Consider the following 20,997-nt stretch of genomic DNA (forward strand, 5'->3'; position numbering starts at 1 on the left):
ATCAGGCCATGTCAGAAGTTGCCCTCGCCACAGCCCCACTGACCGCCCCGCCGGTCATTCGGGCGCTGCTCGCAAAGCTCGCCATCCCCTACACGGAAGTCATCGAACAGCCTGGCCTGAACCCTGCCCGAAAGGTCCAGGCGGTGTTGCTTGAAGATGCGGTTGGCGCGCTCATGGTGCTGTTTCCCCAAAGCCAATTGCTGGACCTCAACCGCCTCGCCGAACTCACCGGTCGCCGCCTCACGGCTGTCGCCCCCGAGCGGGTCGAGCGCATGCTGGGCAAGCATGACCTGAGCCTGCTGCCGGGCTTGCCGCCACTGACCAGTTCGCCGTGCCTGTACGAAGGCCGCTTGCTCAATGAGCCGAGCCTGCTGGTGCATTCGGGCGAAGCCGGGCTGTTGCTGGAAATCCCCACCGACGCCTTCAAGAGCCTGCTCACCAAGGCCAGCGCCGCGCAGTTCGGTGAGCCCTTGAGCAACATCCGTCCGAACCTCGACCGCCCCAATGATGACCGCGAGGAAATCACCCAGGCGATGCAAGCCTTCACCGCTCGCCGTATCCAGCAACGCCTGGAAGCGACCATCGAAATTCCGCCGCTGGCCGACACGGCGCAGAAGATCATCAAGCTGCGCGTGGATCCCAACGCCACCATCGACGACATTACTGGCGTGGTGGAAACCGACCCGGCCCTTGCCGCCCAGGTCGTAAGCTGGGCCGCGTCGCCCTACTACGCCTCGCCGGGCAAGATCCGCTCAGTCGAAGACGCCATCGTGCGCGTGCTGGGCTTTGATCTTGTGATCAACCTGGCGCTGGGCCTGGCGCTGGGCAAAACCCTGAGCCTGCCCAAGGACCGCCCGCACCTGTCCACGCCGTACTGGCACCAGTCGATCTACACCGCCGCCGTGATCGAGGGCCTGACCCGCGCCATGCCCCGCGCCCAACGCCCGGAAGCCGGCCTGACCTACCTGGCAGGTTTGCTGCACAACTTCGGCTACCTGCTGCTGGCCCACGTGTTTCCGCCGCACTTCTCGCTGATCTGCCGCCACCTGGAGGTCAACCCGCACCTGTGCCACAGCTACGTCGAGCAACATTTGCTGGGCATCAGCCGCGAACAGATCGGCGCCTGGCTGATGCGCTACTGGGACATGCCGGACGAACTGTGCACCGCCCTGCGCTTCCAGCACGATCCCACGTATGACGGGCAATACGCCGAGTATCCGAACCTGGTGTGCCTGGCGGTGCGCCTGTTGCGCAGCCGGGGGATTGGCTCCGGGCCGGATGAATCCATTCCCGACGCGTTGCTTGAGCGCCTGGGCCTGAGCCGCGAGAAGGCCGAGGACGTGGTGGGTAAAGTGCTGGATGCCGAAGTGCTGTTGCGCGAATTGGCTTCGCAGTTCAGCCAGGGGTAAGCCCACCGCCTGTTAAACCGCTATCGCAGGCAAGCCAGCTCCCACAGTTGACCGTATTTCCAAGTTGGAACGCGGTCACTGTGGGAGCTGGCTTGCCTGCGATGAATCCAACTCGGTCTACCTGACCACCTACTTCTTTTTCTTCGGCTTCAAATACTTGGTCAGACCCTGGAACCAGATCACCAGTGCCGGGTTGCCCTTGATCTGGATCGACTTGTCCTGAATCCCCGTCATGAACGCCAGTTGCTTGTTCTTCGCCTGCATCGTGGCGAAGCCGTAGGCGGCATCCTTGAAGGCAATCGCGAAGGCCGGCGCCGGGTGGACACCTGAGCGGCTGGTGATGCGCTGGTCTTTGACGATGAAGTGACGGGCAACCTTGCCGTCGAGGGTCTGCAGCTGGAAGGCCAGGTCTTTGTCACCCAGTTGCTGCTGGAAGGCGGGGTTGGTGCGGCTGGCTTTGCCCATCATCAGGCCCAGCACCCACAGGAGAAGACGAAATTTCATGCACACGGCCTCGGTGTATTTATTGGAGTGGCCGCAGCAGTGTAACGATTTGCAAAAGGAACGCCACCGATCTCGCGCTTTAGGCGCAGATCGGTTGGCGTTTAACGCTTATAGCAACAAGTACTTAAACGTTAGGGCAAGGCACTGGCGCCCAGTCGGCCAGGTTTGGATTGCGGCAGGTTGCTTCGATCTGGGTCTTGCCCGCACTGGCGACCTGCTTGCTTTCAGCTTGCTTGGCCTGCACGGTCTGGATGCTACGTTCGGTGGTGACCGCTTCTTTCGGCACTGTCGGCAGAACCGGCTTCTTGGCTGGCTTGACGGCTTTCTTGCCCTTGGTCGTAGCGACCACTGGCGTGGTATCGGCGGTGGCCACGGTCACCACATCGCTGCGCTGTACGCCGACCTGTTGCAGGTCTTTCTCGTAGGCCTGGGTGTAGTTGTTCAGGTCTTCGCTGGCTTTGCCGTTGACCGTCACGATCAGGTCATTGGACTCCTTCAGGCCCGCGACGATTTCCGCCAGGCGCTTGCGGCCTTCGGTGTCGTTGACGGTCTTGGCCTTGCGATCAGCCACCAGCTTGGTGAATGCGCTCTGGTAGCACTGCTGCGACGCCTTGGCATAGGCGGTGCTGCGGTCGATGTCCGAGGCGCTTTTGTTGAAGTCGGTGGAGTAGGACGCGATGCGCTGGTTGTCATCGGTGATCTGTTTCTGGCGCTCGGTGTAGTAACCCGCCGCACCGCCAGCCAGGGCGCCGCCTGCGGCACCGATCGCGGCATTGCGGCCACGGCTGTCCTTGTCGCCGGTCAGCGCGCCCAGCAGGGCACCGCCGGCCGCGCCGATCGCGGCACCGGTGACGACCGACTTGGTCATGTCCGAATCGGTGGCGCGCAGGTGCTGCACCGGCTCGTAGCAGTTGGGGTAGTACTCGACCTTGGTGCTCGACGCCACCTTGGACGCAGGCGACGTAGCGCAACCAGTCAACACGGTGCTGAAACCAGCTGCGATCAGCAGCAGGTGACGCTTGGAAACCGCCTTACGGGAAAAAAGCATAGATGTGATCTCTGTTAAGTTTGACTTGCCCAGCACGGCCCACCGCCGCCTGAGTCCCTTCCAAGCTCGCTAGACAGCCAACGATCAAGACCGCTGACCGCTCGCTGCGAGCAATTCCTTCAAGATCGTTGCCGGGTCGGCCCGCTGTTGCTTGCGGTAGTTGCCAACATGGCGAACGAACAGTGTCGCGCGCGTCACCAGGCTCTTGCCGAGCACTGGCTTGCGATCCAACTCTTCCTTGATCCGTTGAAACTGCGCCTGGATCACCGCATCGGTGTAGCGCGTGCCGGTGGCCAGGTTGTCGATGTAAATCGCCACCGCGCCGTCCAACGCGCTGCGTCCATTGGTGATGGCCATGTCGAACAGCTGCGTGCTGGCCTCGTCCTTGCTGTCCACCGCCTGCTGGCGACTCTTCTGCAGGTTGGCCAGGCGGATGTTGTAGTTGCTGATGGTCTCGGCCACCAACGCCGCCGACTGGATCAAATTGCCCGCCGCTTCTTCGCGTTGCTGGGCGATCAGCGACACGTTGCGCTTGAGCTCTTCGTTGACCAGGCCCAGTTCGGCTTGCAGCTTGGGATCGACACTGGCGGCGATGATGCTGTCCAGGCGTTTGGTCGGGTCCTGGGCGTCGTCGATGGCATCGGTCAGCGCGGCCAGGCGGCCTTCCTTCTGCCACTGGGCGAACAGCTCCTTGTAGCGCGAGCGCGGCGCCGACAACGCGCCAATCGCCACGCGAAAACCGGTGGTCTCGTTGCTTTGCTCGGTGCCATCAGCGGCAAACAGCGGGTATTCGCGGCGCATGCCGGTGAACAACGTGCCCTCGCCTTCCAGGTAGTTGCCGCCCTTGACCACAAAGCCGCCGTAGGTGCCCTGGCGGCGGCCAGCGTGTACCAGTTGGAAGGATTCCTGGACCATTTCCGCGGCGTTGCCGATCACGTCGAACATGCCGATGGGGTTAGGTAATTTGGTGCCGATGGGCATCAACCGCGCTGCCTGGCCGGTGCCGCCGGCCACTTGGTTGAACACCGCGTAATCGGCCAGCGGGCCATCGCTTTCACTGCCCTCGACGCGCCGTGGATACAGCCGGCCTTCCAGGTCCTGGCGGCTCACCGCCTGGCCGCCGCGCGCGGCGTACTCCCATTCCACTTCGGTGGGCAGGCGCACAAATCCCAGGCCACCGTCTTCGGTCGACGCACCGCGCCCGCTCACCGGCAGCAGTTCGCGGTGGTATTTCATCAGCCAGGCGCTGTACACCGCCGAGAAACGCTCGGCTTCAAAGCGCGACAGTTTCACCTTGGGCAAACGCCCGGCCATGCCCGTGGGCGCATCACACGCCGGCGCCGGTTCGCCGCTGGCCAGGGACTGCGCCTGGGCCATCACCTGGGCGTATTGGCGAGCAGTCACTTCGTATTTGCCAATGAAGTACAGCATGGGCTTGAGCGGGGTCTTGGCGTCGGTCTTCGGCATCTGCGGCGCGATGACCTTGCTCCAGTCCTTGGGCAAGTCCTTGAGGGTGAACTGGCCGTTGATGAAGTCGCGGCGGTAACCGGAAATAAACGACTGCTGATAACCCGCCTCGCCTTCGGCAAAGGGGTAGCCCAGGCTGATTTCACGGTCATCCAGGGTGCCCTGGGCCAGAATGTAGGCGTAGCGGAATACCATGTTACCTTCGCAGGGCAGCGGCAGGCTCACGTCGTCCGGCAGCGGCTTGGGGTTGTCGAGCTTGTCACTTGCTTCATCAGCCCAGGCCAGCGAGGCCAGGCTCAGCGCCACGCAGGCGCCCAGTAATTTATACATCTCTGATTCCTTCAGAAGCCTGGATACGGGCCACCCGCCAACCACCACAGGCGGCCGCCACGGCACTGACGCCGAGCACCGCCACTAGGGCCAGGCCGTAATGGCGCGCCAACAGGTGGCTGGCGTACTCGCCTGGCACCTGCACAAAAAGCTTGTTCAACGCCGCCTCAGCCAGGCCATACAGCCCAACGCTGAGCACAGCGGCAAAACCCGCGCTGTATAGCGCTTGCAGCAGCACAAACAGCAACAACGCGGCGGTGGAAAACCCCAGCAGGCGCAACACCGAGAGTTCACGGTGCTTACGCGCCACCGCCGCCAGGGTCCCCGCGAAAATCGCCGCAAACGCCCCGGCCAACGCCAACCCGGCGATGATCCAGAACACAATCGACAGGTTGCGGCTCAACGATTGCACTTGAGCGATGGTGTGCGCCTGGGTTGAAACCAACAGGTTCTGCCCGGCGAAATACACCCGCAACGGTTCCACATCACTGAGGCTGCGCGCATACAGGCGAAACGCCGGGTAGATACGCTGTTCACTCACGCTCGCCGCTTCACCGGCCCAACCCAACGCCGGCACCGCACGGCCATCGCGGTAATCTTCCGCTGCCTCCAGCAACGCCAGATCGGCAAACAGGCCCTCGCGAGCGAAGGCCTCCAGCGGCAACACCGCCAGCACCTGCAACCGCGTGCGCTGGGCCTCGACGCGCCCCGCCACTTGCCGCGCAAAGCTGGTTTCCAACCAATCACCGGGCCTTGCCGCGAGCTTTTCGGCGGCGGTATGGCTGAGCACGATCTGGTCCAGGCCGTGGGGCATCGGCAAGCCTGTCAACAACGGGTCGCCTGCGGCAGTCGGCAGCATTTCCAGGGTCAAGGTGCCCACCTGCGCCGTGGCCGCAATCTGCCGTGTGCGCGGCACAGCAAACGCGACATCGCTGCGCTCACCCAGCTGCGCGATAAACGCCGCGCTGAATCGACCACCGCCCAACGGGATGATTTCACGGCTGGCGGGGTCGGTCTCCAAGCGTTCGGTCAAACTGCTAACCAGTCCAAATTTCAGCCCGAATAACACCAGCAATGGCGCGATAACCGCCACCAATGCCAACACCGAACAGGCCGACAGCCACCCATCGTTGCGGTAGTCCTGCCACGCAAGCGAAGCAACCAGGCCGATGCGCATCAGCACGCCTCCCCGAGGGTTGCGGTGACGCCGCCGTCTGGTTCGCGCTGGCAACTGATACGCCGCACCTGCAAGCCACTGGCGCGGGCCAGCGGTTCGTCATGGGTGGCGATCACACAGGCCGTACGGTGTTCGCGGGCCTGGGCCAGCAGCGCCTGCATCACGCGCTCGGCGTTGAGCGGGTCCAGGGACGCCGTCGGCTCATCAGCCAGCACCAGTTGCGGCCCATGGGCCAGAGCCCGCGCACAGCTGACCCGCTGGCGTTGGCCCACCGACAACGCCGCCGGGCGCTTGGCCAGCTGATCGCTGATCTGCAACTGCTCAGCCAGGCGCGCCACGCGGCCGTCGTCCTGCAAGCCCAGCAGTTGGCGCGACAGCGCGATATTGCCGCGCACATCCAGAAACCCCAGTAACCCCCCGGTCTGCGGCACATAGCCCAGATGCTGGCTGCGCAACGCGGCCAGCGCCGATTGCCGATCAGCACGCCACAGCGCGCCGATGTCGTGTTGGTTGAATGCAAACTGCCCCACCTGATCCGGCGCCAACACTAGCGCCAGCAGGTCGAGTAAGGTGCTCTTGCCGCAACCGCTGGGGCCGACAATTGCCAGTTGCTCACCCGCGCCCAGCTGCAACGCAGGGATCACCAGGCTGTAGCGCTGGCTACCGACGCCCCGGCTCTTGTGCACCGCACTCAGGTTCAGCATTACGGCAGCGTCGACAGTGGCACGCGGTACAACGCATCGCCCGGTTCGGCATCGCCGAAACGGACCCAGTTGGCCACGTCGTTATGGAAGGTTTCATACAGGCGGATTTTCGAATCCAGCTCGTCGATAAAGTCCTCCTGCTCGGCCACGCTCAATGACAACCACAGGTCCTGGGTCATGTTCAGCGACTTGCTGCGGTACGGCAGGCCCTCCAGGTATTCACCGAGCAGGCCGCCGTCAGCCAGGTTGCCGCCCTTGCGCAGGGCCTGCGGGTCGCGGCTCATATAGGCCGAGGCGCTGGCGATCTCCTGGAAGAAATCCTTGGGCGAGCTTTGTGTTTTGCGCGCTGCATCCACGATCAACTTCAACGATTGTTGCAGGTCGTTGAGTTGCAGCTTGGTCAACATCACGCACACCTGGAACGCTGGCAGCGCCGGGTTGGTTAGGTCACGATCAGCGGTCCAGGCGCTGACCAATTGCGGTGCCTGGCTCGCGGTCTTGCGCCCGAGAAAGTCCATGTGCATGGCATAGCCGACGGCGGCGGACTTGTCCGCCAGGCTCGGCGCGGCACTGAGCAACGGCACGGGCTGCGGCGTGTTGCTGCGCACCTGATGCACCAGGTTGGCGAACACCGTGCCGATCTCATCGACGCGCTCACCCAGCTTGCGCACATCGCCCCCTGGCACTGGCGTATACAGGTCGCCGATCTGCGGGTTGGCGTCGGCGGTGAGAACGCGATACTGGCTCTCGGCGCCGGCATGGGTTTTCTTGCCGGCATCAGTGCGCAGGTGCAGCGCATAGATCTTGATCTGCTTACCCAGGGCCGCCTGGCGCACTTCGGCTTCGTTCATCTGGGTGGCGGCGAACGGGTCGTTCTTGCGCAGCGCGCCGGCATCGGAAACCAGCAGGATGATGCGCCCGCCGTAGCCGGACCAATCCATGCCGTCCACTGCCTGCATCACCCCGGCAAACGCATCTTCGTTGAACGAGTGGCTGGACACCGTCGACGCTTTGACCTGGCGCGCCATATCCAGAAAGCGCTGCGGGTCGCGACCTTGGTCGAGGCTGATCAGGGTCTTGGCGACATACTCAAGGCCCGGGGTTTTCTGGATGCTGCTGCGAAAGCCGACCATGCCGAAGCTGACGCTGTCCAACTCGCCGCGCTCGGCAATGCGGGTTTGTAGCTCATGCACCACGTCGCGAATCTGGTCGATGTAGGGCTGCATCGACACGGTGGTGTCCACCACCAGCACCACCGCCGTGCGGAATGCGTCGGCATTCGCGCTGAGCGTCGGGCTGGCCGGTCTGGCAGCGGCGCGGCTGCCTGGGTCGATGGAGGCCACGTTGAGCAACTGCACCGGCTGGCCGTTGTCGTCGAAGCTCTCTTTGGAATCGAAGATCGGCAACAGGTAGAACTGGTTCTGCGGCACCGCGCTGGCGGTGGGTTCCAGGGCCAGGACTTGCTGGTTGTCTTCTCGGTTGTTCTGCGCCTTGGCCAAGGCGCTTTTCGCTGCAGCAGGGTCAGCCAGTAGTTTTTCCACCTCACCGGGCTGGCGCAGGAACATCACGGGCGCCCGGCCTGAGCGCTCGGTGAACTTGAGCACCAGGCTTTGTTTCCAGTCGCTGACCTGGGAGGCCGGCAGCCAACCGTCGCTGCGACCATCGGTAGCGGCGCCGACGCGCACCCACGGGCTGCCATCGACTTCTTTGCGCTGATACACGTAGAGCACGGAAAACGCCGGCAGCGCTCTACCCGGCGGGCTCCCAGCGTCCACTGAAAGCAGGGCGCCGGGTTTGCTGAGTACACGCTGGAACAAGGTTTTCTTGCCTGCCATCAGCAACGGGCGCTGACCGCCATCCACTTCAGCGACAGCCACGGGCGGCGTCACCTTGGGCGCCACGGCGGCTGGCGGCTTGGCCGGTTCATCGCCGCCGTTCAACCACCAGTAGCTGGCGCCGCCAATGGCCAACGCGACGGCGACCGCCACAGCGGCCAAGGCCAATACCGGCCCACGGCGCTGCTCGGACGGAGCATTGTGCTGCGTCGGCGTGACCACCGGTTGACGCACTATTGGCTGCGGTTGCGGTTTATCCGTCGGAATGTCGATGGTGACAGGCGTGATGCCCGCCAGATCAACGCTCAATGGAATCGGCAGCGGCCGTACCAGCGTGGCATCCGATTCATCAGCAGGCAGTTGATCCAGCGCCAACAACAACGCTGCCGCATCCGGATAACGCTCCGCCGGGTCCTTGGCCAACAACTTGCGCAGCACACCCTGGTAGCGCCCGTGATGCACCGGCAATTCCGGCAAGGGTTCAGTCAAATGCGCCAGAGCGGTGGAAAGCGCATCGGTGCCGTTGTAAGGCAGCTTGCCGACGAGGATTTCATACAGCACCACGCCCAGCGCGTAGAGGTCGGCGCGGCCATCGATCTCCTGACCCCGCGCCTGCTCGGGGCTCATGTAGCTCGGCGTGCCCACGGCAAACCCGGCCTGGGTGAATTGGGTGCGATCGTCCAGCGACTTGGCAATCCCGAAGTCCGACAACACCGCCGTGCCATCGGCCCGGAACAGAATGTTCGCCGGCTTGACGTCGCGGTGCACCAGCCCTTGGGCATGGGCATAGCCCAGGGCCGAGGCAATCTGGCGGATGAGCGTCACGCCCTGCTCCGGGGTCAGCCCAGCAGCAATGCGCTCCTTGAGCGTGCCATTGGGCAGGTATTCCATGGCCATGTAATACAGCTCACCGACGTTGCCGATGTCATGGATGGTCACCGTGTGCGGGTGTGACAAACGCGCCAGCGTCTTGCCCTCGCGCAGGAAGCGTTCGCAGAAACTCGGGTCGGCCGCCAGCGCTGCCGCCATCACCTTCAACGCCACCTTGCGCTCCAGCGAGCGCTGGGTCGCCAGGTACACGCTGGCCATGGCGCCTTCGCCAATCTCGCCCTCGATGTCATAACCCGGAATGACGATGTTCATGACGAGACCTTCACGACGAGGGTGGTGATGTTGTCCGGTGCGCCTCGGTTGAGGCCCAGGTGCACCAGGCTGCGCACGATTTCATCCGGCGCGTCATGGCTGAGCACGTCGCGGATTTCATGGTCTTCGACGGTCTTGTTGAGGCCATCACTGCACAGCAAATAGCTGTCGCCGGGAGCGATCAACAGGTCCACCGAGGCGACGTTCAACTGGGCCTCAACGCCAATGGCGCGGGTGACGATATTGGAGCGCGGGTGGGTGCGGGCGTCGGCTTCGCTGAGCAGGCCGCTGTCTTGCAGGTCTTGCACGTAGCTGTGGTCGCGGGAAATGCTTTCCAGCACGCCGTCGCGCAAGCGGTACAGGCGACTGTCGCCGGCCCACAGGCACACCCCGCGCAAGCCGCGCGCGGCGAACACCACCACGGTGCTGCCCATCATGGTCACGCCACGGTTGGCGGTTTCTTCGCGCACGGCCGCGTTGATGCGCAGCAGGTCATTGCGCAGCGCCGCTGAGTATTCGTCCAGGGAGCGGCCCAGCGGCACATGGCGCAGGCTGTCGACGATCAAGCTGCTGACATAGTCCCCCGCCGCGTGCCCGCCCATACCATCGGCCACCACCCACAAGCGGTTTTCCGGCAGGTCCAGAAAGGCATCTTCGTTGACTTGGCGAACCATGCCCACATGGCTTTTGCTCGCGGATTCGTACGTCACGCCCATCTACACCACACCTTCTTGTCCGAGCAAAAACTGCGCAAAATCGCTGGCGGCAGGCAGGCCCTGGCACCGTAATAAACCGGGGGAGATACGCTGCGAACCTCGCCCCCACCACAGGCTTGCGCCCTCGCACGCCTGTTCGGCCAGTGCGGTCATACGCTGGTGCGGCACGGTGGCTGCCACCCTTTGCAGGCCGGCGAAACGGCTGTCCACCGCCCGCGGCTCGCTGGCCGGCAAGCCCAACTCGTCGAGCCCGGCGTTGAAGCTTTCGAAGGTCGCGCCGCTGTCGAGGGTGCTGAGCAACAAGGTTTCAGCCTGCTCGAACCAGGCGTCCGAACCGCCCACCAGCGACGCCGGGTTGGTGTCGTGATCCAGCAAGGTCACCACCGCCAGCGGAAAATACCGCCCGACCCGGTCAATGCTTGGCATCACCACGCCCGCCGCCGCATCCGGCCCGCACACGCCCGGCGCCAGCACAAAGCGCCACAACGGGCTGACCAAGTACGCATTCAGCCAGTCAGCGCCGAGGCTGTTCTGGCTGGCGAGCAAACCCGCTGCCAGCCAGCTGTCCCACGGGCCGATAAAGCTCTGGGGCAAGGCGCGGCTGACGAAGTCCCCGCGGCTGGCCAACTTGCCGTAGAAACCCAGGGCCGTCATAGCCGCTCCGGCAGGCTGAAGCCGCTGAGCACGCGGCTCTTGAACGGGTTGAACGCACTGTTGGCGCGCAACTCGTAGGCGATGCTCGCGCCATCGACTCGCAGGCGCAGGTTGAAACGATCCGGCGAGTTGCCTGCGGTGAGGTCTGATTGCTCCAGCAGACGGAACCAGGCCCACGGGCCGTCCAGGGTGATGCCGGAGCGACCACTGGCCGACGGCGGCATGATGGAAATACGCACCACGCCAATGCTGCCCGGGTTCGGCCATTGCATCGCCACCGGCCGGCTCGGGCCGTGGTCGTAGCTCAATTGCTGGCCGTCCAGGTCAAGCAGGAACTGAGTGATGGTAGGGTCCATCGACACCGGCTTGAGTTCGAAACGCACGATGGGTTGGGTGCCACCGGAGCGGAAGAACGCGTCCCGAATCGACGCCGCACGCTGGAAGGTTTGCAGCACGCCAGGAGCAATCCCCAGCTTCTGCGCCGCCCCAGGTTGCCAGCGCCAGGTCTGTGCCGATGTGTCCACATAGGGCTGCAGGTATTTGCGGAAGTAGTTGTCCATCACCCCGCCCACGCCGAAGAACTGGCCGAAGTCATCCAGGGTGGCGTCCCGCGCACTGCCCGGCGACATCGGGTAACGCCCGGCCAACGACTGGCGATACACGTTGACCACCTCACTGACCCAGGCCGCGTTCAGCTGGTTACGCACCCCGCCCATCATGCTGTTGGTGGTGGAATTGACCACTGACTTGACCATGCCCTGCACCAGCGGCGGCTGACGCTCGGCGTTCAGGCTAACCCGCGTGGCGGCAGCCGCCGCCTGGTTCTTGGCCTCACCGAGCAAGGCATCGCCGCTGGCACCGACCATGGCGCTGACCTGCACATACAGTGCATTCATGTCCGACAGCAGGCCGTCGATGGCCGCCGGTTCACCTTCGTTTTTGCTGACGATGCTGTTGAGTTCGGCAAAGTGCGCGGTCACCGGATCATCCGCCGGTGCCGGTGCATTCGCCGTCGGTTGCGCATCGCCCAGCAAACTGCCGAGGCGTTCCTTGAGCTTGTCCACGCCGCCTTCCACCGGCACGCCTTTGGCGGCCAGTTGGCGTTCTTCGGCTTGCAGGTCGGTTTCCCTGGCGACCGCCACCAACAGCTTTTTCAGCGGCGAGGTGGGCCCGGAAATCACCCGCAGCACATCGGCGGCCTGTGCCACGCTGGTGATCGGCACAAAGTCGATGTCGGCGAGCAACGCGTCCCACTGGCGCTGGTAATCCTGGAAGTACAAACGGCGCACGTCGGCGGCCAGGCTCACCACGTTCTGCTGGTCGGCCTGTTCATGGCCCAGCACCCATTGCTCTTCGGCCAGGGTGCCGGTCTGGTTCAGGCTGCTGAGCAAAAACGCCTGGCGATAGCCCTTGGCAGTAAAGAAACCGCTCAACGGCTCGCCCAACGGCTTGCCGCTCTTGCGGCTGAACACCAGTGCGGCATCGCGACCGGCGGCCTCATTGAGACGAAAGTCCGGGATACCTTCGGGCAGTTTCTGGCGCTTGACGCGGTCGTACACGCGCTGGGCTACCGGCAATTGCTGCAATTGGCGACGCAGGTCGTCGATCAGGCGTGGGTCCAGGCGCGCGCTCGGCGGATGGCGTTCGAACAGCGCTTGCAAGTGCCCGGCCAGGGCCTGACGCTGGTCGGCCGGCAGGTCGCGGGGCAGGTTGCGGTCCCAGTCCAAGGCGATCCAGGCCTTGATGAAGTCCGGGTCGTAATGCTCGGTGTCGGCGAGCATCAGGTAAGCCTTGAGGCCCTCATAGAGAAAGTCCGAGTTGCCGCCGCCGTGCAGTTGCTCTTCGATACGCGTCACCAGGCGTGGGGCGAACACGGCGATCAAGAGTTTGCGGTACACGCTGGCGGACTCGGCTTCGAGCATATCGCCCTGGTACAGCCCCAGCCCTTCGGACCAGCTCGGTGAATCCCCCGCCAGGTTCTTCACCGCGTTGAGCAACGGCAGCATGGCGAGCACTTCCCGTTGTGCCGGGCTCAGGTTCTGTACGGTCTGGCCCAGTGGCGCGACCTTCTGATCGACCTGGGCGATATACGCCTGGTTGGCGCGATAGCTCACCCACCACAGGCTGCTGACCACCACCACCAGCGCGACGGTGGCCGCCAGCACTCCACGCGCAATCCACTTGCGACGCCGTTCGACCTTCGGGTTCACACCCACCAAACCACGCTCGGCAAAGGCCACGGCGGTGAAGAGTTTTTCGATGAAGTAACTGCGCCCGGTGCCGCTCTGGCGCGCCAGGTGCTGGCGGTCCAGGTTCATACTCTGGGCCATGGCACCGATCAGGCGGTCAATCGGGCTGCCTTCCTGGGTGCCGCTGGTGAAGTACACGCCACGCAGCAACACGCGCTCTTCAAAGGCGTTGGGTTTGAACACGCCTTCGAGGAAGCTTTGCAGGCAATCTTTCAGCGCGCCGAACTGCTGCGGGAAGCCGTAGATCAGGTCGCGTCGTGCCGGGTCGCGTTCCTGCTGCAAGCGCTCGACCAGGCGTTCGTTGAGACGCTGCTCCAGGCCCGCGAATTCGCTTTGCAGGTGCGCCAGCGGGCTGTCGCTGTTTTTGCCGTCGTCCAGGGCAAAGGTCATGCCCCACACCTGGGCGCGCTCTTCCTTGCTCAGGTTGTCGAAGAACTCCATGAAGCCCGGCACCAGGTCGAGCTTGGTGAGCATCAGGTAGATGGGGAAACGCACGCCCAGCTGCGTATACAGCTCCTGGATGCGCAGGCGAATCGCGGCGGCATGGGCTGCGCGCTCGGCGTCGGTGCCCAGCAGCAGATCCGAGAGGCTGATGGCGATAAACGCCCCGTCGATCGGCCGGCGGGAACGCTGCTTTTTCAGCAAGTCGAGAAAGCCCAGCCAGGCGGCTTTGTCCACCGTGGAGTTGCTGTCCTGGGTGGTATAGCGGCCAGCGGTGTCGAGCAATACGGCCTGGTCGGTAAACCACCAGTCGCAGTTGCGCGTACCACCTACGCCCCGCACCGCACCGGCGCCCAATTGCGCCGCCAGCGGGAAATGCAGCCCGGAATTGACCAGCGCGGTCGTCTTGCCCGAGCCCGGCGGGCCGATGATCACGTACCACGGCAACTCGTAGAGGTTGCGGCGCTCATCGCCGCCCAGCTTGGCCTTTTTCAGCAGTGCCAGGGCTTCGTCCATGCGCTGGCGCAGCGTGGACAGCTCTTCGGCGGTCGCAACGCTGTTGGGGTCGACCGGGGTTTCTGCGGCCAGGCTGCGCATCACTTCGGCGGCCTGGCGACGGGCCTGGATGATGCGGAACACGCGGTAGGCCACCCACAGCGCAAACACCAGCACGATCAGCGCCCAACGGCGCCCTTCGGGCACCAGCACGTCCAGCAGCGGGCCAACAAACCAGATGATCAGGCTCAGGGCAATCAGGCCCAGCACGGGGATCACCCAGCGAATCATGAAACTGAAAAACGCCTTCACTCGACGCCCTCCGCCAATACGGTGATTTCAACCCGACGATTGCGGGCACGGCCTTCGACAGTACTGTTAGTGGCCAACGGCTCCGTGTCGCTGCGGCCTTCGGCACTGAAGCGCTCGGCCTGGCCGGTCTTGGCCGCGAGAATTTCCAGCACCGACTTGGCCCGGGCTTCGGACAATGCCCAGTTGGACGGGAAGCGCAACGTGGCAATCGGGCGGTTGTCGCTGTGCCCGGTGACACGCACCTGGCCCTTGACCTTGCGAATGGCGTCAGCGATGCGCAGCATCAGCGGTTGGTAGTCATCGACGATGCTGGAGCTGGCCGAGGCGAACAGCTCATCGCCACGAATGGTCACGACAGAGCGGTCAACCTTGTCTTCCACCGCCACGCGGCCGGCCTTGATGTCATCGGCCAGGAACCCGGCCAGGCGCGGGCGCTCAATCACTTTGGGCTGCGCCACCGGACGGTCGATGGCCTGCACCGGGATCTCGCCCAGGGCATGAATATTCTTGAACACCGGCTCGGCGTCCGAGGCCAGCTTCATGCGCAGGCCGAACAGCAACGCCAACAGCAGGGCCAAGCCAATCGCCACGGCTATCCATGGCGGCATGAATTGCGCCAGGCGATCACGGGCCACGGTCACACCGCGCCAGTGCGGCGACAGCTCACGCTCGTGCTCGCCACGGGCGCTGCGTATCGCTGCGGCGGTGCGTTCGCGCAAGGCTTCCAACTGGCTGCGCCCGTCGGTCATCACCCGGTAACGCCCTTCAAAACCCAGGCACATGCACAGGTACAACAGCTCCAGCAGGTACAGGCGTTCCCGTGGGCTTTGCAGACAGTGGTCAAGCAACTGGAAAACCTTTTCGCCCCCCCAGGCTTCGTTGTGCACGGTGATCAGCAGGCTCTGCTTACCCCAGTCACTGGTGCTGCCCCACGGCGTGCTCAGCACCGCTTCATCCAAGGCAGTGCACAGCGCGTAACGGGCCAACAGCACTTCATTGCGTGCCACACCGGCGGCTTCGGCGCGCTCTTCGAACTGGCGCAGGTACGCCAGCAACTGCGCACGCAGGCTGGCTGGCGCGGGATGGGCGATGGTGTTGCGCAACCGCGTCAACAACGCCAGCAACGGGCCGGCGGCACTTTCCAGCGGGTTGAGGCCCTGGCTCTTGCCGGTGAGGATCGGCGCAGCCGGCATCGACAGCGGCGCAGGTTCGGCACGCGCGGGTGCAGGCCCTCGGCCACCCGGGCGCGGCATGAACTGGGTGCGGTCATCATCATTGGGATGCATCGCCAATTATCCTCGGATCGCCCAGAAGGCCAGGTTCAAGCCCGGGAACTGCCCGGCGATATGGAAGGCGAAACCGCCGGAATTATTCAGCTGCTGCCAGTGCTCGCTGCCACGGTCCAGCTCGTAGTAGGTGCTGCCGGCGTGGTAAGGCAATTGGCGCGGCGCCACCGGCAACGGCAGCAGGCCGATGCCCGGCAGTTGCAGGTTGACCATGTCGCGAATGTGCTCCACCGAGCCGACCTTGCTCTGCTGGCCGAAACGCGCACGCAGGGTTTCGCCGGGCACATCGGCGCGTACCACAAGGATGAAACTGGCGTTGTCGAGCAGGGTCTTGTCGGCCAGCATCGCCACATGGATGCCGTAGGCTTTCTCCACAATCGGGATCGGCGTGGCCTTGCTGTCGATCAGCATCGACAGCGCCTCACGCAAGGCCGCCATCACCGGCATGAAGCTCAGGGCCAAGTCATCGTGCTGGTACTGCGGGTATTCCTGGGGGCGACGGCTGGAGGTTGAGAAGGTGGAAAACTCACCGGCCAGGCTGACCAGTTCGCTGAAGAAGCGCTCCGGGTGCAACGGGCTCAACTGGCTGAAGTGCTGGATCAGCGGCTGGGCGCGGTTGACCAGTTGCAGCAGCATGAAGTCGGCGATCTCCGAGGCACCACCGGCGCCCGAGGCCACCACGCGGCCGGCCAGGGCTTCGCCACGCTGGTGCAACAGGCCCAGCAGTTCACTGCGAAAGGCCGTCAGCGGTTTGCTCGCGGCCACGTCCAGCACGGGCGGGATGTAAGTGTCATCGAGCACCAACGCACGGTCGGCACGCTTTTCCTTGATGCGTACCAGGCCGATGGCCGCGTAGTCGCTGATGCCGTCCTGCGCCGTCAGCAGGCGCAACGCCCGCGACCCCACGGCCACCGGTGCACGGTTTTCGAACGGGGCGTTGTCGTCGCGCACTTCACGCACCTGGCTCACGTAGCGCGCGGCTTCCAGGGCCTCGCCCTCGTCCACCGTGTCACGGGCGCCGGCACGCTTGAGCGGCAGGGCCAGGTAAACCACGCCGTCGCGCAGGTTGTCGTCGATATTCAACGGGCTCGGCGCCAGGTCGTCCTGGGGAATATTGAACGGCGTGCCATCGGGCAACAGGCCGCGGGCCGACACGATCGCCAGCTTGCCCTGGGCCAGCAGGCCCTGGTCGATCAGCAGCTCGGAGAATCCCCAGGCACCCGCCGACAACGGGCGGCTGCGGGCGTCGATCAGGTTTTCCAGGTAACGGTCATGCTGCTGGAAGTGCTGCGTTCCGATGAACATGCCTTCCGACCAGACCACGCGATTGTTCCAGGACATGGGGGCTCCGATTGCTTGTTATTGGGCTGGGCTGGATGGGGAAGCCACGACGTCGGCGCGCACGGCATGCACGTCGAGGCTGATCTGGTATTCGCTGTATTGGCGCGGCGGCACGTTGATGACCGTGCGCCATTGCGCACGGTCCAACTCGCGGTAGCCCACCAGCAAGCCGATCTGGCGCGTGGACGGGTCGAGATCGCGCTGCAGGCTCAGTTGCTGGCCGGGCTGCACCATCACTTCGTCCTGGTCCAGCAGGTCGAGGCCGAGGGTGGATTGCGCACGGTCAGCCAGGGCGAAGTAATCGGAGCGTGAAAAGGTCGCGGCGTTTTTCAATTCGAAAATGCGCACCCGCACCGGCGCGGCCTGGCCGTTGGCACCGGGGTTAAGCCCGGCAATCGCGTGAAAGTGCAGCTCAACGGCGGCCGTGTCAGCTTCGGCCTCGGCAGCCGCCTGGGGTTTGGCAGTGTCGTTGGCACACGCCGTCAGCAGCAGCGCGGTGGCGGCTGCGAGTAAAAACCTGGGAATCATCCTGCGTCCTCAATGACGTATTTAGCTATCCGTTTTATCCATTGGTGCGAGGCGTTTTCAGCGTCGCTGTCGTGCACTGTGTTCTTCGTAGGCCCGGCTGAATTCACGACCGAACAAGTCCTGGAAATCGTCCTGGGCCTCGCGGGAAATGTTGCTGTAGAGCTCGGTGAACTGCTGCCAGTACTGGGCCTGGCGCGAACCATTGAAGAGACTGGAGAGGCCGCCAGGCTTGCCCATGCGCTCCTCCAGCTGCGCCGGTTCAAAGCGCGTGAGCAAGTGCTTGATCGCCGCTTCCACGCCAGCCATCACGGCCAACTGGTGGGCGCGCAGGTCGTCGAAACTGTCACGTACGGCAAGGTCCGGCGCCATGAACGCCTGGTTGCCATGACGCAGCAACAGCAGTAACGCTTCATCGGCATTCGGGGCGAATTTCAATGGGTTGTTTTCGGCGGGGCGGATCATTGTCTGCTGCATGCGGAACTCGCCCTTGAGGCTGGCACGGGCGCGCAATACGTCGATCAGGCCCTCGACCATCAGCCGGTAGCTGCGGCCGATGCTTTCCATCTGCGCGCAGGCGTCGGCTTTGTCCAGGCGCAACTGGTCCAGGCCCGCACCGCGCAGGAAGGCTTGCAGGAGGTCCGGTGGTGGCTCGGCATTGGCCACGGGGAGCGCAACAGGCTCGACCACGGGCGGCGGCGGGATGATCGGTGCTGGGGCGGGCACAGCATTGACGACGGGTGCGGGCGCGTCGCTGAACAGGTCCCAGTCTTCGGGAATCACCGAGCCTTGCACCAATGGCTTTTCGGGCGCCGGTACGGCCACTGGAGCCGGGGGGCGAAAATCGTGTTGCTCGGACGGCACATGATCCGCCACGGTAGGCGGCGGCACGGCGGTGGGGCTGAGGAAGTCGAACAGGTCTGGCAAGGTTTCCATGGCCGAGGCGCCCTGGAACTGCGGCGCGATCATCGGTGTGGGCGCTGGTTGGCTCGCCACGGCGCCCATCAGCGCTTCAAAGCTGTTGGGTGAGTCACCGGCAAATGGCTGGCTGTCGATGGCCTGCACGTTGAAGTCGATACGCGCCTGGATTTCGTAATCGCCGATGCGGATCAACTCACCATCTTGCAACGGCTCGCTGTTACCCCGACGCATACGAATACCCGCCTTGACCAACTCCACACCATTGGTGCTGTTATCGGTCAAGTAATAACGGCCATCTTTGTATTGAATAACGCAATGTTGCGAAGAGACGAGACGCTCAGGGTCGGGCAATACCCAGTCATTGTCAGAACTGCGGCCAATAGCCATCACGCCCTGATCCATGGACTTTTCGGGGCATTGCCCAGGGGTGATCTTGTGATAACTAGTGATAGTCAAACACAGCGACATCTTGCCTCCTTGCTGATACATCGCGCGCAGTCTACCCAGGAGGCAGCACCGCCCTGGAGAGTCCCGTCCTGTCGTACAAACGACCGCCAAAATCTGCTTTTACCAGCATGATCGCTGATCTTAACTGGCTTCCATGACAAAAATCCGCTCTGGGCGCGCCTTTCGACTCGCCAGTCGCGCAGGTTGTTAAACACCGCACATCTGTCACAGAGGGCGAATAGCTTACCTTGACAAGCCATAAGTACTACACCAAAAATGCACAACTTCTTGAACATCAGTGATGGCACAGTAGTGGCGCGCTGAGTGTATGACCAAGAAAACATGCAAAGTTCATTACGCAACTAGTGCATGAATTGCCCGCCATCCAGCGGGCCGATAAGGAGATCGAATTCAGTGGATGTGCCGTTGCTGCTCACCGCCGTTTCCGCGACGTCGCCTTGTGGCGAGGACATGGAATATGACGCGCAATTTCTGCAATTGGAACGTGATGCCAAGGGCCAACCCGAACGCAGCATGGGCGACTCGATCCTGCCCGCTGAGCCGCCCGAGTGGCGCAGCATCCAGCAGCAAAGCCTCGACCTGTTGCAGCGCAGCAAAGACCTGCGCATCACCCACTTTCTGCTGCAAAGCACCCTCGCCCTCCAGGGTGTGGCCGGGCTGGCCGAAGTCCTCACGCTGATCGACGCCTTGCTGCGCCAATACTGGGCCGATCTGCACCCGCGCCTGGATGCCGACGATGACAACGACCCCACCGTGCGCATCAACGCCCTTACCGGCCTGACCTGCGAAACCAATATTCGGCTGCTGCGCGAAAGCATCCTGACACGCTCGCGCACCTTCGGGCCCGTGAGCCTGCGCGCCGCGCTCAACGCCAGCGGCCTGCAGAGTTTTGCCGATGAGCAGTTGGGCAACCAGCAACTCAACGCCGCGTTCCTGGACAGCGACCCCGAACAACTGCAAGCCACCCGCGACGCCTTGAGCGCGGCGCGCACGGCGTGCGAGGCCATTGAGCAACAGGTCAATGACCAAGTCGGTTCCGCCCAGGGCGTGGACCTCAGCGCCTTGAAGCAGCCGCTCAAACAGGCCCTGCAACTTCTCAATCAAGCGGTGCCAGGCACCGACAGCAGCAGCGATCCCGAGGCCGTCAGTGAAGACAATGCCCCCTCGGTCGACGCCGCCGCGCCCGCAGCCCCTCGCCCGACGGGCGACATCGCCACCCGCGACGATGTGCTGCGCAGCCTCGACAAAATCCTTGCGTACTACACCCGCCACGAGCCTTCAAGCCCGCTGCCGGTGCTGTTGAACCGAGCCAAGAATCTGGTACATGCCGACTTTGCGGCCATCGTTCGCAATCTGATTCCCGATGGCATGTCCCAATTTGAAAACCTGCGCGGCCCCGACAGCGAGTAAGCCGCCGGACCGTGCAGTAACAACACCGTCGCTCAAGCGACCAGGAGCAGCAACGTGGCGAAGCAAAGTTCTCAGAAATTCATCGCGCGCAACCGTGCGCCTCGAGTGCAGATCGAGTACGACGTCGAGCTTTACGGCGCCGAGAAAAAGGTCCAGCTGCCCTTCGTGATGGGCGTGATGGCCGACCTCGCCGGCAAGCCTGCCGAGCCGCTGGCACCCGTGGCCGACCGCAAGTTCCTTGAGGTGGACGTCGACAACTTCGACTCACGCCTCAAGGCCATGCAGCCACGCGTCGCGTTCCACGTACCCAATGAGCTGACAGGCGAAGGCAACCTGAGCCTGGACATCACCTTCGAAAGCATGGACGACTTCAGCCCGGCCGCCGTGGCCCGCAAGGTCGACTCCCTGAACCAGCTGCTCGAAGCCCGCACCCAATTGGCCAACCTGCTGACCTACATGGACGGCAAGACTGGCGCTGAAGAAATCATCATGAAGGCGATCAAGGACCCGGCATTGCTTCAGGCACTTGCCAGCGCGCCCAAGCCTGCAGGGGAGCAGTAAT

Annotated in this window: 16 protein-coding genes; 3 read left to right on the forward strand and 13 right to left on the reverse strand. The window is 63.7% G+C overall.

The genetic code is table 11. From position 1 onward, the window contains the following. Positions 1–8: 8 nt before the first annotated feature. Positions 9–1,409, forward strand: coding sequence for an aminoacyl-tRNA deacylase and HDOD domain-containing protein (locus BT204_RS02195; RefSeq protein ID WP_032894530.1), 1,401 nt, complete (start codon positions 9–11; stop codon positions 1,407–1,409). Between the two features lie 129 nt (positions 1,410–1,538). Here the strand turns inward: BT204_RS02195 and BT204_RS02200 are convergent, their stop codons facing one another. From BT204_RS02200 to tagH, 13 genes are all read right to left on the reverse strand, one after another. Continuing rightward, positions 1,539–1,913 (reverse strand): hypothetical protein, encoded by a 375-nt coding sequence (locus tag BT204_RS02200; RefSeq protein WP_003195530.1) that lies wholly within the window; start codon positions 1,911–1,913, stop codon positions 1,539–1,541. Between the two features lie 124 nt (positions 1,914–2,037). Beyond that, the gene (gene tagQ, locus BT204_RS02205; protein ID WP_054896044.1) at positions 2,038–2,961 is read right to left on the reverse strand and encodes a type VI secretion system-associated lipoprotein TagQ; all 924 of its coding nucleotides are present in this window, start codon (positions 2,959–2,961) and stop codon (positions 2,038–2,040) included. A gap of 84 nt (positions 2,962–3,045) precedes the next feature. After that, positions 3,046–4,758 (reverse strand): formylglycine-generating enzyme family protein, encoded by a 1,713-nt coding sequence (locus BT204_RS02210; RefSeq protein WP_054919735.1) that lies wholly within the window; start codon positions 4,756–4,758, stop codon positions 3,046–3,048. Then, complete coding sequence (locus BT204_RS02215; protein WP_072445642.1) at positions 4,751–5,935, reverse strand: FtsX-like permease family protein; 1,185 nt, start codon at positions 5,933–5,935, stop codon at positions 4,751–4,753. Before BT204_RS02215 ends, BT204_RS02210 begins: the two co-directional genes overlap by 8 nt. Beyond that, positions 5,935–6,639 carry an ABC transporter ATP-binding protein gene (locus tag BT204_RS02220; RefSeq protein WP_072445643.1) on the reverse strand — a complete coding sequence of 235 codons (705 nt, stop codon included), beginning with the start codon at positions 6,637–6,639 and terminating at the stop codon, positions 5,935–5,937. The genes BT204_RS02215 and BT204_RS02220 overlap by 1 nt, the downstream gene beginning before the upstream one ends. Beyond that, the gene (locus BT204_RS02225) at positions 6,639–9,617 is read right to left on the reverse strand and encodes a serine/threonine-protein kinase (protein ID WP_054896047.1); all 2,979 of its coding nucleotides are present in this window, start codon (positions 9,615–9,617) and stop codon (positions 6,639–6,641) included. The genes BT204_RS02220 and BT204_RS02225 overlap by 1 nt, the downstream gene beginning before the upstream one ends. Next, positions 9,614–10,333: a PP2C family protein-serine/threonine phosphatase gene (locus BT204_RS02230; RefSeq protein ID WP_054919746.1), complete on the reverse strand. Its 720-nt coding sequence runs from the start codon at positions 10,331–10,333 to the stop codon at positions 9,614–9,616. Before BT204_RS02230 ends, BT204_RS02225 begins: the two co-directional genes overlap by 4 nt. Continuing rightward, positions 10,334–10,987, reverse strand: coding sequence for a type VI secretion system-associated protein TagF (gene tagF, locus BT204_RS02235; protein WP_072445644.1), 654 nt, complete (start codon positions 10,985–10,987; stop codon positions 10,334–10,336). Then, entirely contained in the window at positions 10,984–14,484 is a 3,501-nt protein-coding gene (gene tssM / locus BT204_RS02240; protein ID WP_072445645.1) for a type VI secretion system membrane subunit TssM, read from the reverse strand. The genes tagF and tssM overlap by 4 nt, the downstream gene beginning before the upstream one ends. Further along, positions 14,481–15,770, reverse strand: coding sequence for a DotU family type VI secretion system protein (locus BT204_RS02245; RefSeq protein WP_072445646.1), 1,290 nt, complete (start codon positions 15,768–15,770; stop codon positions 14,481–14,483). The genes tssM and BT204_RS02245 overlap by 4 nt, the downstream gene beginning before the upstream one ends. Before the next feature lie 6 nt (positions 15,771–15,776). Further along, entirely contained in the window at positions 15,777–17,111 is a 1,335-nt protein-coding gene (tssK, locus tag BT204_RS02250; protein ID WP_072445647.1) for a type VI secretion system baseplate subunit TssK, read from the reverse strand. An 18-nt stretch (positions 17,112–17,129) separates the two neighbouring features. Then, positions 17,130–17,639, reverse strand: a complete 510-nt coding sequence (gene tssJ, locus BT204_RS02255) for a type VI secretion system lipoprotein TssJ (protein WP_019818127.1) — start codon at positions 17,637–17,639, stop codon at positions 17,130–17,132. Between the two features lie 57 nt (positions 17,640–17,696). Then, positions 17,697–19,025, reverse strand: coding sequence for a type VI secretion system-associated FHA domain protein TagH (gene tagH / locus BT204_RS02260; protein ID WP_072445648.1), 1,329 nt, complete (start codon positions 19,023–19,025; stop codon positions 17,697–17,699). A 393-nt stretch (positions 19,026–19,418) separates the two neighbouring features. Between tagH and tssA the strand changes: the two genes are divergently transcribed. Together tssA and tssB are read left to right on the forward strand one after the other, a co-directional pair. Beyond that, positions 19,419–20,435 (forward strand): type VI secretion system protein TssA, encoded by a 1,017-nt coding sequence (gene tssA / locus BT204_RS02265; RefSeq protein ID WP_054919757.1) that lies wholly within the window; start codon positions 19,419–19,421, stop codon positions 20,433–20,435. Positions 20,436–20,489: 54 nt separating this feature from the next. Next, positions 20,490–20,996, forward strand: coding sequence for a type VI secretion system contractile sheath small subunit (tssB, locus tag BT204_RS02270; RefSeq protein ID WP_003195557.1), 507 nt, complete (start codon positions 20,490–20,492; stop codon positions 20,994–20,996). Position 20,997 lies beyond the last annotated feature (1 nt).

Source organism: Pseudomonas sp. NFPP02, assembly GCF_900119355.1.
Taxonomy (GTDB): Bacteria; Pseudomonadota; Gammaproteobacteria; order Pseudomonadales; family Pseudomonadaceae; genus Aquipseudomonas; species Aquipseudomonas paracarnis.

What these genes read in the sequence shown, in the direction of transcription:
- BT204_RS02195 (WP_032894530.1), top strand. Translation starts at nt 9, where the DNA reads ATGTCAGAAGTTGCCCTCGCCACAGCCCCACTGACCGCCCCGCCGGTC.
- BT204_RS02200 (WP_003195530.1), bottom strand. Translation starts at nt 1,913, where the DNA reads ATGAAATTTCGTCTTCTCCTGTGGGTGCTGGGCCTGATGATGGGCAAA.
- tagQ (WP_054896044.1), bottom strand. Translation starts at nt 2,961, where the DNA reads ATGCTTTTTTCCCGTAAGGCGGTTTCCAAGCGTCACCTGCTGCTGATC.
- BT204_RS02210 (WP_054919735.1), bottom strand. Translation starts at nt 4,758, where the DNA reads ATGTATAAATTACTGGGCGCCTGCGTGGCGCTGAGCCTGGCCTCGCTG.
- BT204_RS02215 (WP_072445642.1), bottom strand. Translation starts at nt 5,935, where the DNA reads ATGCGCATCGGCCTGGTTGCTTCGCTTGCGTGGCAGGACTACCGCAAC.
- BT204_RS02220 (WP_072445643.1), bottom strand. Translation starts at nt 6,639, where the DNA reads ATGCTGAACCTGAGTGCGGTGCACAAGAGCCGGGGCGTCGGTAGCCAG.
- BT204_RS02225 (WP_054896047.1), bottom strand. Translation starts at nt 9,617, where the DNA reads ATGAACATCGTCATTCCGGGTTATGACATCGAGGGCGAGATTGGCGAA.
- BT204_RS02230 (WP_054919746.1), bottom strand. Translation starts at nt 10,333, where the DNA reads ATGGGCGTGACGTACGAATCCGCGAGCAAAAGCCATGTGGGCATGGTT.
- tagF (WP_072445644.1), bottom strand. Translation starts at nt 10,987, where the DNA reads ATGACGGCCCTGGGTTTCTACGGCAAGTTGGCCAGCCGCGGGGACTTC.
- BT204_RS02245 (WP_072445646.1), bottom strand. Translation starts at nt 15,770, where the DNA reads ATGCATCCCAATGATGATGACCGCACCCAGTTCATGCCGCGCCCGGGT.
- tssK (WP_072445647.1), bottom strand. Translation starts at nt 17,111, where the DNA reads ATGTCCTGGAACAATCGCGTGGTCTGGTCGGAAGGCATGTTCATCGGA.
- tssJ (WP_019818127.1), bottom strand. Translation starts at nt 17,639, where the DNA reads ATGATTCCCAGGTTTTTACTCGCAGCCGCCACCGCGCTGCTGCTGACG.
- tagH (WP_072445648.1), bottom strand. Translation starts at nt 19,025, where the DNA reads ATGTCGCTGTGTTTGACTATCACTAGTTATCACAAGATCACCCCTGGG.